This is a genomic window from Pseudomonas sp. PDM27 (genome assembly GCF_019219205.1).
Classification (GTDB): domain Bacteria; phylum Pseudomonadota; class Gammaproteobacteria; order Pseudomonadales; family Pseudomonadaceae; genus Aquipseudomonas; species Aquipseudomonas laurylsulfatiphila.
On sequence record NZ_JAHUWF010000008.1, the window covers coordinates 1 to 13,838 of the forward strand.

At 61.2% G+C, this 13,838-nt stretch carries 12 protein-coding genes; all 12 read left to right on the forward strand.

Annotation, left to right across the window (positions count from 1 at the left end):
- Positions 1 to 259 precede the first annotated feature (259 nt).
- Positions 260 to 2,389, forward strand: a complete 2,130-nt coding sequence (flhA, locus tag KW838_RS17085; protein ID WP_102699422.1) for a flagellar biosynthesis protein FlhA — start codon at positions 260 to 262, stop codon at positions 2,387 to 2,389.
- Between the two features lie 11 nt (positions 2,390 to 2,400).
- The gene (gene flhF / locus KW838_RS17090) at positions 2,401 to 3,729 is read left to right on the forward strand and encodes a flagellar biosynthesis protein FlhF (RefSeq protein ID WP_218501905.1); all 1,329 of its coding nucleotides are present in this window, start codon (positions 2,401 to 2,403) and stop codon (positions 3,727 to 3,729) included.
- 116 nt (positions 3,730 to 3,845) lie between these two features.
- Entirely contained in the window at positions 3,846 to 4,676 is an 831-nt protein-coding gene (gene fleN, locus KW838_RS17095; RefSeq protein WP_007975361.1) for a flagellar synthesis regulator FleN, read from the forward strand.
- Positions 4,673 to 5,413: an RNA polymerase sigma factor FliA gene (gene fliA, locus KW838_RS17100; protein WP_007894214.1), complete on the forward strand. Its 741-nt coding sequence runs from the start codon at positions 4,673 to 4,675 to the stop codon at positions 5,411 to 5,413. The genes fleN and fliA overlap by 4 nt, the downstream gene beginning before the upstream one ends.
- 167 nt (positions 5,414 to 5,580) lie before the next feature.
- Entirely contained in the window at positions 5,581 to 5,952 is a 372-nt protein-coding gene (locus tag KW838_RS17105) for a chemotaxis response regulator CheY (RefSeq protein WP_003183998.1), read from the forward strand.
- A 21-nt stretch (positions 5,953 to 5,973) separates the two neighbouring features.
- Positions 5,974 to 6,762 carry a protein phosphatase CheZ gene (locus KW838_RS17110; protein WP_102699419.1) on the forward strand — a complete coding sequence of 263 codons (789 nt, stop codon included), beginning with the start codon at positions 5,974 to 5,976 and terminating at the stop codon, positions 6,760 to 6,762.
- A gap of 46 nt (positions 6,763 to 6,808) precedes the next feature.
- Entirely contained in the window at positions 6,809 to 9,097 is a 2,289-nt protein-coding gene (locus tag KW838_RS17115) for a chemotaxis protein CheA (RefSeq protein ID WP_218501907.1), read from the forward strand.
- A 48-nt stretch (positions 9,098 to 9,145) separates the two neighbouring features.
- Positions 9,146 to 10,276, forward strand: coding sequence for a chemotaxis response regulator protein-glutamate methylesterase (locus tag KW838_RS17120; protein ID WP_102699417.1), 1,131 nt, complete (start codon positions 9,146 to 9,148; stop codon positions 10,274 to 10,276).
- Positions 10,276 to 11,016, forward strand: a complete 741-nt coding sequence (locus KW838_RS17125; RefSeq protein ID WP_007980738.1) for a flagellar motor protein — start codon at positions 10,276 to 10,278, stop codon at positions 11,014 to 11,016. The genes KW838_RS17120 and KW838_RS17125 overlap by 1 nt, the downstream gene beginning before the upstream one ends.
- Positions 11,017 to 11,028: 12 nt before the next feature.
- The gene (motD, locus tag KW838_RS17130; protein ID WP_008052273.1) at positions 11,029 to 11,919 is read left to right on the forward strand and encodes a flagellar motor protein MotD; all 891 of its coding nucleotides are present in this window, start codon (positions 11,029 to 11,031) and stop codon (positions 11,917 to 11,919) included.
- A 43-nt stretch (positions 11,920 to 11,962) separates the two neighbouring features.
- On the forward strand, positions 11,963 to 12,751 hold the full coding sequence (locus KW838_RS17135) for a ParA family protein (protein ID WP_007980740.1): 789 nt from the start codon (positions 11,963 to 11,965) through the stop codon (positions 12,749 to 12,751).
- Positions 12,752 to 12,877: 126 nt separating this feature from the next.
- Positions 12,878 to 13,813 (forward strand): CheW domain-containing protein, encoded by a 936-nt coding sequence (locus tag KW838_RS17140; protein ID WP_218501909.1) that lies wholly within the window; start codon positions 12,878 to 12,880, stop codon positions 13,811 to 13,813.
- Positions 13,814 to 13,838: the final 25 nt, after the last annotated feature.

Sequence of the window (13,838 nt, forward strand, 5' to 3'; positions counted from 1 at the left end):
CTTCATCTCCCATTACAACCATCGCCGTTGCCACTCTGCCTCGAACAACTTGCCGCCTGCGCTGTATGAGCAACAGGCGGCTTAATGCTCCTACAGAGCGGTTCAAAAAAAATGAACCACTACACCGAAGGCTGCGATCTTTTTTACCTGCGAAAACCTCTATTCCAAGCCTTTGCAAAAGTTGGAAAGCTTCTTGCAGTAGCCGCCCTGCGCCTGCTTCAGGCGTCAAAAGTTTGCTTTAAAGGAACGGGGAAAACCGGTGGATCGCTCTCAGTTAATCAACAGTGCCCGCAGCAACATTGCCGACCTCAGTCGAGGCAATCTGGGCGTGCCGCTGTTGCTGCTGGTCATGCTGGCGATGATGATGTTGCCGGTGCCGCCGTTCCTGCTGGACGTGTTCTTCACCTTCAACATTGCCCTGTCCATCGTCGTGCTGCTGGTGTGCGTCTACGCCTTGCGCCCGCTGGATTTCGCGGTGTTCCCGACCATCCTGCTGGTGGCGACGCTGTTGCGCCTGGCATTGAACGTGGCCTCCACGCGGGTGGTGATGCTCCACGGCCAGGACGGTCACGCGGCCGCCGGCAAGGTGATCCAGGCGTTCGGCGAGGTGGTGATCGGCGGCAACTACGTGGTCGGTATCGTGGTTTTCGCGATCCTGATGATCATCAACTTCGTCGTGGTGACCAAGGGTGCGGGGCGGATTTCCGAGGTGAGCGCGCGTTTCACCCTCGATGCGATGCCCGGCAAGCAAATGGCGATCGACGCCGACCTCAACGCCGGCCTGATCGATCAGGCCCAGGCCAAGGCCCGCCGCTCGGAAGTCGCCCAGGAAGCCGAGTTCTACGGCTCCATGGACGGTGCCAGCAAATTCGTCCGTGGTGACGCGATTGCCGGCCTGTTGATCCTGTTCATCAACCTGATCGGCGGCATGGCGGTCGGTATCTTCCAGCACGGCATGACCTTCGGTGATGCCGGCAAGGTGTATGCGCTGTTGACCATCGGTGACGGTTTGGTGGCGCAATTGCCATCACTGTTGTTATCGACAGCAGCGGCGATCATGGTGACCCGTGCGTCCGGTTCGGAAGACATGGGCAAACAGATCAATCGCCAGATGTTCGCCTCGCCCAAGGCGCTGGCGGTGGCGGCAGGCTTGATGGCGGTCATGGGCCTGGTGCCCGGCATGCCGCACTTCTCGTTCCTGACCATGGCGGCCCTGGCGGCCGGTGGCGCCTACCTGTTCTGGAAAAAGCAGAACGTCGCCAAGGTGCAGGCCCTGCAAGAGGTCAAGCGCCAGCAGGAGCTGCTGCCGTCGCCGGCCCGCGCCCAGGAAACCAAGGAGCTTGGCTGGGATGACGTGACGCCCATCGACATGATCGGCCTGGAAGTGGGCTATCGCCTGATTCCGCTGGTGGATCGCAACCAGGGCGGCCAGTTGCTGGCGCGGATCAAGGGTGTGCGCAAGAAGCTGTCCCAGGATCTGGGCTTCCTGATGCCGACCGTGCATATCCGCGACAACCTCGACCTGGCGCCGAGTGCCTATCGCCTGACCCTGATGGGGGTGATCCTGGCGGAAGCGGAGATTTACCCGGATCGCGAACTGGCGATCAACCCGGGGCAGGTCTACGGTACGCTCAACGGCATTACCGCCAAAGATCCGGCTTTCGGCCTGGAGGCGGTCTGGATCGAAATCAGCCAGCGTGCCCAGGCGCAGTCCCTCGGTTACACGGTGGTCGATGCCAGTACAGTGGTGGCCACCCACTTGAACCAGATACTCTACAAGCATTCCAGTGAACTGATCGGTCACGAAGAAGTGCAGCAACTCATGCAATTGCTGGCCAAAAGCTCGCCGAAGCTGGCTGAGGAGCTGGTGCCGGGCGTGGTTTCGCTGTCGCAGCTGCTCAAGGTGCTGCAAGCGCTGTTGGCCGAGCAAGTGCCGGTTCGCGATATCCGCAGCATTGCCGAGGCCATCGCCAACAATGCCGCCAAGAGTCAAGATACCGCCGCGCTGGTGGCCGCCGTGCGGGTTGGCGTCTCCCGTGCAATCGTCCAAAGCATTGTAGGTACTGAGTCGGAGCTGCCAGTTATCACGCTGGAGCCAAGGTTGGAACAGATATTGCTCAATAGTCTGCAAAAGGCAGGACAAGGCTCGGAAGAGGGTGTTCTGCTGGAGCCAAGCATGGCTGAGAAGCTGCAACGCTCGCTGATCGACGCGGCGCAGCGCCAGGAGATGCAAGGTCAGCCGGTGATTCTGCTGGTGGCCGGTCCGGTTCGCGCGATGCTCTCGCGATTCGGCCGGCTCGCAGTCCCGGGTTTGCACGTGTTGGCTTACCAGGAAATCCCTGACAACAAGCAAGTGACCATCGTTGCGACAGTAGGGCCCAACGGCTGAGGTAGTGGTTTATGCAAGTTAAGCGTTTTTTCGCCGCCGATATGCGTCAGGCCATGAAGCTGGTTCGCGATGAGCTGGGCGCTGATGCAGCCATTATCGGCAACCGCCGGATTGCCGGGGGCGTCGAGCTGACGGCTGCGCTGGATTACAAGTTGTCGGCGCTGGCGCCGCGTGTCCCGAACATGGAGCTCGAGGACGAGCTGCGCAAGACTCAGTCGCGGATCGTCACCGCCCAGGCCGAATTGAGCCTGCGCAGCGATGGCGAGAGCGACAATGCAACCAACCGCCAGCTGTTCGCCGGCTTGCCGTTGACCGCCGCCGAGCCGCTGATCGAACCGACCTACGCCGAACCCCGTCGCCCTGCACCGGCTGCTGTACCCGCGTCCGGTGGCGTGGACCCGCGCGCGTTCGACTCGATGCGCTTCGAACTCAACAGCCTGCGCGAACTCATGGAAGTACAACTCGGGTCCCTGGCCTGGAACCAGCTGCAAGGCAGCCGTCCGGATCAGGCCAACCTCTGGCGTCGCCTGCAACGCATTGGCCTGTCTGGCCCGCTGTCGCGCGATCTGCTGGCGCTGATTACCGAAATCGAAGAGCCTCGTCAGGCCTGGCGCATGTTGCTGGCGCACCTGGCGCGCATGATCGTTACGCCGGAAGTCGAGCCGCTGGAAGAGGGCGGAATCATCGCCATGGTCGGCCCTGCCGGCATGGGCAAGACCACGACCCTGGCCAAGCTGGCTGCCCGTTACGTGCTCAAGTACGGCGCGCAGAACATTGCGCTGGTGAGCATGGACAGCTTCCGCATCGGTGCCCAGGAGCAACTCAAGACCCTGGGGCGCATTCTCAATGTGCCGGTGACCCACGTCGATCCGGGCCAGTCCCTGGTGCAGGCGCTGGATCCATTGCTGCGCAAGCGCGTGGTGCTGATCGATACCGCCGGCCTGCAGGCCAGCGACCCGGCACTGCGCATGCAGCTCGAAAGCCTGGCCGGTCGTGGCATCCGCTCAAAAAATTATCTGGTCCTGGCAACCACCAGCCAGAAACAGGTTCTAACTGCCGCTTATCACAGTTACAAGCGTTGCGGGCTTGCTGGCTGCATCCTGACTAAACTGGATGAAACGGCAAGCCTGGGCGAGGTGTTGAGCCTGGCCATCAGTCATGAGCTGCCAGTGGCGTACCTGACCGATGGCCCGCGGATTCCGGATGATCTCCATCTGCCGCGCCGTCATCAGTTGGTCAGTCGCGCCGTCAGCGTGCAAATGCAGGAAGAACCCAGCGAAGAAGCCATGGCTGACATGTTCGCTGACATCTACCACAGCCCGACCAAGCAGGTTGGCTGAGGTAATAATGAATCGTTTTTGTACCTACATCGATGGTCTGCCATGCATTGTTCCGTTTGTGAACGCGCAGCCAGTAATGTGGCCTCCGTCTATGCAAGACAAGGTAAAGAAATAACATGGGCAGCATGCATCCCGTACAGGTGATCGCGGTGACCGGCGGCAAAGGTGGCGTCGGGAAAACTAACGTGTCAGTGAACTTGTCCCTGGCTTTGGCTGAGCTTGGCCGGCGCGTCATGCTGCTGGACGCCGACCTGGGACTGGCGAACGTTGACGTTCTGCTGGGCCTGACACCCAAACGTACCCTGGCCGACGTGATCGAAGGCCGCTGCGAACTGCGCGATGTATTGCTGCAGGGGCCAGGCGGCATCCGTATCGTTCCGGCCGCATCCGGCACTCAGAGCATGGTGCATCTGAGCCCCGCGCAACACGCGGGCCTGATCCAGGCCTTCAGTGATATCGGCGACAACCTCGACGTATTGGTGATCGACACCGCTGCGGGCATTGGTGAGTCGGTCGTCAGCTTCGTTCGTGCAGCCCAGGAAGTGCTGCTGGTGGTGTGCGACGAGCCGACCTCGATTACCGATGCCTACGCCTTGATCAAGTTGCTCAATCGCGACTACGGCATGAACCGCTTCCGCGTCCTGGCCAACATGGCCCAGAGCCCGCAGGAAGGGCGCAACCTGTTCGCCAAGTTGACCAAGGTCACGGATCGCTTTCTCGACGTCGCCCTACAATACGTCGGCGCGGTGCCCTACGACGAAAGCGTGCGCAAGGCTGTGCAGAAGCAGCGCGCCGTCTACGAGGCCTTCCCGCGTTCCAAGTGCTCGCTGGCGTTCAAGGCCATTGCGCAGAAGGTCGATACCTGGCCGCTGCCTGCCAACCCGCGCGGGCACCTGGAGTTTTTCGTCGAGCGTCTCGTGCAGCAAACAGCAGGACCTGTTCTATGACAGCCAGCGGTTACAACCTCTACAAAAAATCGGCTCGTGATGCGCAGTACGAGCTGATCGAGCGTTACGCGCCGCTGGTTAAACGCATTGCTTACCACTTGCTGGCGCGTTTGCCGGCCAGTGTCCAGGTCGAAGACCTGATCCAGGCCGGGATGATCGGCCTGCTCGAGGTGTCGACCAAATATGACGCCAGCAAAGGCGCCAGTTTCGAGACGTACGCGGGCATTCGAATCCGCGGCGCCATGCTCGATGAAGTGCGCAAGGGGGACTGGGCGCCACGTTCGGTTCACCGCAATACGCGCATGGTCAGCGACGCCATTCGCTCGATTGAAGCGAAAACCGGCCGTGACGCTAAAGATCACGAAGTTGCGGCCGAACTCCAATTGAGTCTCGACGATTACTACGGAATTTTGAACGACACCCTGGGCAGCCGGTTATTCAGTTTCGACGATCTGTTGCAGGACGGCGAACACGAAGGGCTGCACGAGGATGGCGCGAGTGCTCATCTCGAGCCGTCACGCGATCTGGAAGATGAACGCTTCCAGGCTGCGCTGGCGGATGCGATTGCCAATTTGCCGGAGCGTGAGCGACTGGTGTTGGCGCTGTACTACGACGAAGAGTTGAACCTCAAGGAAATCGGTGAGGTCCTGGGGGTCAGCGAATCTCGGGTCAGCCAGTTACACAGCCAGTGCGCGGCCCGCTTGCGGGGGCGTTTGGGGGAGTGGCGAGCGCGCTGAAGGCAGTGTGGGGACACTGCGAAAGAGACTGGTGTGGTGTTGAACTGCGCCGGTCCCGATCTGTTGTGCTCCAGACAGTCATTGAGTGCTTTGCCGGATTGATTGAAATGGCGCGTCCAGGTGCTGGGCGCGTTTAAGACTGCTTGGAGGTCGAATTGGACAAGAACATGAAAATCCTCATCGTTGATGACTTCTCAACGATGCGGCGGATCATCAAGAACCTGCTGCGTGACCTTGGGTTCACCAACACCGTCGAGGCCGACGATGGCACTACCGCCATTCCGGTGCTCAACAGCGGAAGCATCGACTTTCTGGTAACGGACTGGAACATGCCGGGCATGACCGGCATCGATCTGCTGCGTCACGTGCGTGCCGATGAAAAGCTCAAGCACCTGCCGGTGCTGATGGTGACCGCTGAAGCCAAGCGTGAGCAGATCATCGAAGCGGCCCAGGCCGGCGTTAACGGCTATGTGGTCAAGCCCTTCACGGCCCAGGCGTTGAAAGAAAAAATCGAGAAGATTTTCGAACGCATCGGTTGATGAGTGCGCCACGGGGGAGCTATGGGCAATAACGAAACTTCATTGGGCGATTTTGAGTCGACCCTGAAAAAACACGCCGTCGAATTGGTCGAGAGCCTTGAAAAAGGCAAGTTCGGCGACGCGGTGCAATTGATCCATGAGCTCAACCAGACCCGTGACCGCGGCCTGTATCAGGAAGTGGGCAAGCTCACTCGCGAACTGCATAGCGCGATCGTCAATTTCCAGATTGACCCGCACATGCCGCAAGCCGAAGAAGTGTCGCAGATCACCGACGCCACCGAGCGCCTGGGTTATGTGGTCAAGCTGACCGAGGCCGCGGCCAACCGCACCATGGATCTGGTGGAAAATGCCACGCCGCTGGTCAACAGCCTGGCGGAGGAAGCCCAGGCCTTGAGCACGGACTGGGGGCGCTTCATGCGTCGTGAAGTAGGTGCCGAAGAGTTTCGTGAACTGGCCCGGCGGGTCGACGGCTTCCTGGTGCGCAGCGGCACGGACAATCGCGCGGTGTCGGGCAACCTGAACGACATCCTGCTCGCCCAGGATTACCAGGACCTCACGGGGCAAGTGATCAAGCGTGTGACCCAACTGGTCACCGAAGTTGAAAGCAACCTGCTCAAGCTCGTGCTGATGGCCAGTCAGGTGGACCGCTTTGCGGGCATCGAACATGACCGTGAAGCGATGCTTGCTGAAAAAGATCCACAAAAACATCTCTCTCAGGGTGAAGGTCCGCAGATTCATGCCGATAAAAGAGAAGACGTTGTGTCCGGTCAGGACGATGTGGACGATTTGCTATCCAGCCTGGGATTTTAGAGTTTCAGGTTTTTTGGGTTTTTAGACCTTTAGGAGCACCCCCCTGATGAGCTTCGGCGCCGATGAAGAGATCCTTCAGGATTTCCTGGTTGAGGCCGGCGAGATTCTAGAGCAACTGTCCGAGCAACTGGTCGAGCTGGAAAGCCGTCCGGATGATGCGGATTTGCTCAATGCAATTTTTCGCGGTTTTCACACTGTAAAAGGGGGCGCCGGCTTCCTCCAGCTCAACGAGCTGGTGGAGTGCTGCCACATCGCCGAGAACGTGTTCGACATCCTGCGCAAGGGTGAGCGTCGCGTCGACTCGGAATTGATGGACGTGGTTCTCGAAGCGCTGGACGCGGTGAACAGCATGTTCAGCGAAGTCCGCGAGCGCAGCCCGATCACGGCTGCGACACCTGAACTGCTGGCGGCGCTGGCCCGTCTGGCCGAGCCGCAATCGGCTGACGAAGTGGTTGCTGCACCTGTCGCCGCCGTGGTTGAAGCGTCGGTGGCCGAAGCCGATTCAGGCGATATTACCGATAACGAATTCGAGCAATTGCTGGACTCGCTCAATGCCGTCAAGACACAGGCCGAGGCGCCGGCGGTTGCCCACGCACCTGCAAGCGAGGCACCTGCAAGCGATGCGGCTGCCAGCGATGAAATCACCGATGCCGAGTTCGAGTCGTTGCTCGATCAGTTGCACGGTAAAGGCCAGTTTGCCGTCGATGCGATTGCGCAGGCTCCGGCTGCGCCAGAAGCACCGAAAGCGCCGGGTGACAGTTCCGATATTACTGACGACGAATTTGAAGCATTGCTCGACCAGTTGCATGGCAAGGGCAACTTTGCTGTCGAGGCCCTGGAGTCGGCCATTGCTTCGGTGCCTGCACCCGCGGCCCCAAGCGCGGCGGCGGCTGGCAGCGATCTGATTTCCGATCACGAGTTCGAAGCGCTGCTCGACGAATTGCACGGCAAAGGCAAGTTCAGCGAAGTCGGCACCGCGACGGCGGCCAACGGTTCGAACGTGGCTGTTGCGACACCGGCACCGGCAGCCAAGGCGGCGCCGAAACCTGTGGCCAAGGCCCCCGAGCCAAAAGCCGAGGCGCCGGCAGCCGAAGCGCGGGCAGCCGCTGCACCGGTTGCTGCCCGCGCCCCGGCCGCGCCACCGGCAGAAAAGCCGGCGAGCGAAGCCGAAACCACCGTACGCGTCGATACCGCGCGTCTGGACGAGATCATGAACATGGTCGGCGAGCTGGTGCTGGTGCGTAACCGCCTGGTCCGCCTGGGTCTCAACAGCGGCGACGAAGCCATGTCCAAGGCCGTGTCCAACCTCGACGTGGTCACCGCCGACCTGCAAACCGCGGTCATGAAGACCCGGATGCAACCGATCAAGAAAGTCTTCGGGCGCTTCCCGCGCCTGGTTCGCGACCTGGCTCGCCAGCTCAAGAAAGAGATCAACCTGGAGCTGGTCGGCGAAGAAACCGACCTCGACAAGAACCTCGTCGAGGCCCTGGCCGATCCGCTGGTCCACTTGGTGCGCAACGCCGTCGACCACGGCATCGAGTCGCCGGAAGAGCGCGAAGCCTCGGGCAAGGCCCGTGGCGGCAAGGTGATCCTGGCGGCCGAGCAGGAAGGCGATCACATCCTGCTGTCGATTTCCGATGACGGTAAAGGCATGGACCCGAATGTCCTGCGTTCCATCGCGGTGAAACGCGGCGTGATGGACAAGGATGCGGCCGATCGACTGAGCGACACCGAGTGCTACAACCTGATCTTCGCCCCGGGGTTCTCGACCAAGACCGAGATCTCCGACGTGTCGGGTCGCGGCGTGGGCATGGACGTGGTGAAAACCAAGATTTCCCAGCTCAACGGTTCGATCAACATCTACTCGGCCAAGGGCCAGGGTTCGAAGATCGTCATCAAGGTGCCGCTGACCCTGGCGATCATGCCGACGCTGATGGTCATGCTCGGCAACCAGGCGTTTGCGTTCCCCCTGGTGAACGTCAACGAAATCTTCCACCTCGACCTGTCGACCACCAACGTCGTGGACGGCCAGGAAGTGGTGATCGTGCGGGACAAGGCGTTGCCATTGTTCTACCTCAAACGCTGGCTGGTCAGCTCCGCCGCTCACGAAGAGCAGCGCGAGGGCCATGTGGTGATCCTTTCGGTGGGCACGCAGCGGATCGGCTTTGTCGTCGATCAACTGGTGGGCCAGGAAGAAGTGGTCATCAAGCCATTGGGCAAAATGCTCCAGGGAACTCCGGGCATGTCCGGCGCCACCATCACCGGTGACGGCCGCATCGCGCTGATTCTCGATGTTCCGAGCATGCTCAAGCGTTACGCCACACGGCGTATTTGATTCTGGTGGAGCGGGGCGCCTGGCCTCGCTCCATCTAATGGAGTGTTTATGGCAGTCAAAGTCCTGGTGGTGGACGATTCGGGGTTTTTCCGCCGCCGCGTCTCGGAAATTCTTTCAGCGGATTCGAATATCCAGGTCGTCGGCACGGCGACCAACGGCAAAGAGGCGATCGATCAGGCGCTGGCCCTCAAGCCCGACGTGATCACCATGGATTACGAGATGCCGATGATGGACGGCATCACGGCCGTGCGGCACATCATGCAACGCTGCCCGACCCCGGTCCTGATGTTCTCCTCGCTGACCCATGAAGGCGCCCGGGTCACCCTCGATGCGCTGGATGCCGGTGCGGTGGACTTCCTGCCGAAGAATTTCGAAGACATCTCGCGCAACCCCGAGAAGGTCAAGCAACTGCTGTGCGAGAAGATTCTCAGCATCTCGCGCAGTAATCGTCGTGTCAGTCACTACAGCGCTCCGGCGCCCGTCGCTGCGCCAGCGCCGACGCCTGCGCCTTCCAGCGTGGGCAGTTTTACCAGCAGCGCGCCCGCGCGTCCGGCACCGGCACCGATCCCGGTGCGTACGCATGCACCCGCTACGTCGTCGCCCGCGCCAAAACGCAAAAACTACAAACTGGTGGCCATCGGTACGTCCACCGGTGGCCCGGTGGCCCTGCAACGGGTGTTGACCCAATTGCCGGCCAACTTCCCGGCCCCGATCGTGCTGGTTCAACACATGCCGGCCGCCTTCACCAAGGCCTTCGCCGAGCGCCTGGACAAGCTCTGCCGCATCAGCGTCAAGGAAGCCGAGGATGGTGACATCCTGCGTCCGGGCCTGGCGCTGCTGGCGCCGGGTGGCAAGCAGATGATGATCGATGGTCGCGGCGCGGTGAAAATCCTCCCGGGTGACGAGCGCCTCAACTACAAGCCGTGCGTGGACATCACCTTCGGTTCGGCAGCTAAGTCCTACGGTGACAAAGTTCTGGCGGTCGTCCTGACCGGCATGGGCGCCGATGGCCGTGAAGGCGCGCGCCTGCTCAAGCAGGGCGGCAGTTCGATCTGGGCGCAGGACGAAGCCAGTTGCGTGATCTACGGCATGCCGATGGCCATCGTCAAAGCTGAACTCGCCGACGCGGTGTACAGCCTCGACGACATTGGCAAGCACCTGGTCGAGGCGTGCATCTGATGGATGTTCTAAGCCTGATCGGCATCATCATGGCCTTTGTCGCCATCATCGGCGGCAACTACCTTGAAGGCGGTCATCTGGGCGCCCTGGCCAACGGCCCGGCAGCGTTGATCGTGCTCGGCGGCACCATCGGCGCGGCGCTGCTGCAATCACCGATGAGCGCCTTCAAGCGCGCCATGCAGATCCTCGCCTGGATCCTGTTCCCGCCTCGCGTCGACTTGGCCGGTGGCATCGACCGCGTGGTGAACTGGAGCCTGACCGCCCGCAAGGAAGGCCTGCTGGGTCTTGAAGGCATCGCCGACGCCGAGCCTGACAATTACGCCCGCAAAGGCCTGCAACTGCTGGTCGACGGCGCCGAGCCGGAAGCGATCCGCAGCATTCTGGAAGTGGATTTCTACACCCAGGAAAGCCGCGATATCGAAGCGGCCAAGGTCTTCGAAAGCATGGGTGGTTATGCGCCGACCATCGGCATCATCGGTGCGGTGATGGGCCTGATTCATGTCATGGGCAACCTGGGTGATCCGTCGCAACTGGGTAACGGCATCGCCGTGGCCTTTGTCGCCACCATCTACGGCGTGGCCAGTGCCAACCTGGTGCTGCTGCCGATTGCCGCCAAACTCAAAGCCATCGCGCTGCGCCAGTCGCGTTATCGCGAAATGTTGCTGGAAGGACTGCTGTCGATCGCCGAAGGTGAAAACCCTCGCTCCATCGAGTTGAAGCTTCAGGGCTTCATGGATTAAGGGACTAGGCTCATGGCACGTCGTCGCCAACATGAAGAGCATGTAAATCATGAACGCTGGCTGGTTTCCTATGCCGACTTCATCACCTTGCTGTTCGCCTTTTTCGTGGTGATGTACTCCATCTCTTCGATCAACGAAGGCAAGTACAAGGTCATTTCCGAAGCCCTGATCGGCGTCTTCACCGATTCCGATCGCGCGCTCAAGCCGATCCCCATCGGTGACGAGCGGCCGAAGACCGTGACCCCGGCCAAGCCGCTGGTCAAGGACAGTGACCAGGTCGATGCCGGTGTCTCCGGCGCCAGCGATCCGCTCAAGAGCATCGCCGACGACATCAGCGCGGCGTTCGGTGACCTGATCAGCTCCAACCAGATGACCGTGCGCGGCAATGAGTTGTGGGTCGAGATCGAGCTCAATTCCAGCCTGTTGTTCGGCAGCGGCGATGCCATGCCCAGCGACATCGCGTTCAGCATCATCGACAAGGTCGCGGCGATCCTGAAGCCGTTCGACAACCCGATCCATGTCGAAGGTTTCACCGACGATCAACCGATCCGCACAGCGCAGTACCCGACCAACTGGGAGCTGTCCTCGGCGCGCTCGGCCAGCATCGTGCGCATGCTGGCGATGCAAGGGGTGAATCCCGGTCGCCTGGCGTCGGTGGGCTACGGCGAATTTCAGCCGGTGGCCAACAACGCCACCGCCGAAGGCCGCGCACGCAACCGTCGCGTGGTGCTTGTGGTGTCGCGCAACCTCGATGTTCGCCGCAGCCTGACCGGCACCGGAACCGCCCATGCGCAACCGGATGCCGCATTGAAGCGTGCTGGCACACAAACTGCACCGACCCCGGTCAAGTCGCCGGTACGAGAGAACGCCGTCAATTCTCCGTCGCCCGCATTAACACGTTGAGCTATTTCTCGGCCGATCCGTTCGGTCGGGAGGAACAATCCGAATGAGAGTCTGGGCAGTCGCCAATCAAAAGGGTGGTGTCGGTAAAACCACTTCCTCCATCGCTTTAGCCGGGTTGCTGGCCGAGGCGGGCAAGCGCGTGGTCGTGGTCGATCTCGACCCCCACGGCTCCATGACCAGCTACTTCGGCTACGATCCCGACAGCCTGGAACACAGCAACTACGATCTGTTCCTGCACAAGGGCAACGTGCCCCAAGGCCTGCCGGGCCAACTGTTGCTGTCGACCAGCGACGAACGCATTTCCCTGTTGCCGTCCAGCACCGCGCTGGCCACCCTCGAGCGCCAGTCGCCGGGGCAGAGCGGTCTGGGCCTGGTGATTGCCAAGAGCCTGGCGCAACTGTGGCAGGACTTCGATTACGCCGTGATCGATAGCCCGCCCTTGCTCGGCGTGCTGATGGTCAATGCCTTGGCGGCGAGCCAGCAACTGGTGATCCCGGTGCAGACCGAACACCTGGCGGTCAAGGGCCTCGAGCGCATGGTCAACACCCTGGCGATGATCAACCGCTCGCGCAAACAGGCGTTACCATTCACCATCGTGCCGACCCTGTTTGACCGCCGCACCCAGGCGTCCCTCGGAACCTTGCGCGTGCTGCGCGACAAGTTTCCCGACGAAATCTGGCAAGGCTATATCCCGGTGGACACGCGCCTGCGCGATGCCAGCCGTGCCGGGCTGACGCCTTCGCAGTTCGACGGCAAGAGCCGTGGCGTTCTCGCTTACCGTGCGTTGCTCAAGCATCTGCTGGCGGCGCAACTTGTTGCGCAGGTGGCGTGACATGACCTCGATCCCTGTAGGAGCGAGCCTGCTCGCGATGGTCGTCAACGCTGACGCGGGAAACCTGGCACCCCGTGGCGCTCTCAGGTTCATCGCGAGCAAGCTCGCTCCTACAGGTGAGCGCTCATGAATCGACTGGTAAAGACAACATCGCGCCCGCAACTGGCGTTGCAGTCGTATCTGGATAATTTGCTGCAAGACGCAACCGAGGAGATGGCCGAGGTTGTCGAAGCGCTGAGCGTCGTCGAAGAGCAAGGCGTGCTGGACGAGTTCCAGGCGGCCGTGCTCGAAGAACAGGCCCGGGATGCGCAGCAAATCGCGGTGGCAGCCACTGCGATGACTGCGCCTTTGGCCAGGACTTCCGTCGTCGTGATCGAAGCACCGGAACCCGTTCTGGCACCGGTATCGACCATTGCGCCGTTATTGCAAACCCTGGTGGCGCCGATTAAAGAGGCCGAAGTGCTGGAGACTCCTGTTATCGAGGAGCCTCAGGTACTGGTACCGCCCGTCGTCGAAGTGCATCTGCCACCGAGCAATACGCCGCCACCGGTGGACACCGAGGGTCGTCCGTCCTGGGCCGCCGAGCCTTTCGAATGCCTGCTGTTCGATGTCGCCGGCTTGACCCTGGCGGTACCGCTGGTATGCCTGGGATCGATCTATTCCCTGGCCGGTCACGAGCTGACGCCGTTGTTCGGCCAGCCGGAATGGTTCCTGGGCATCCTGCCGAGCCAGGCCGGCAACCTCAAGGTGCTCGATACCGCGCGTTGGGTCATGCCCGACCGTTACCGCGACGATTTCAAGCAGGGCCTGCAATACGTGATTTCGGTCCAGGGCTATGAATGGGGCCTGGCGGTGCATCAGGTCAGCCGCTCGTTGCGACTGGACCCGAATGAAATCAAATGGAGAAGTCACCGGGGTCAGCGGCCATGGCTCGCCGGCACGGTGATTGAACACATGTGCGCCTTGCTCGACGTCGCCTCCCTGGCGGAGTTGATCGCCAGTGGCGGGGCAAAGCACATGTCCGGCAGCAAGCCGAACCACAAACCGACAAACATTAAATAAACAACAGGCGACGTCACTCGATGGC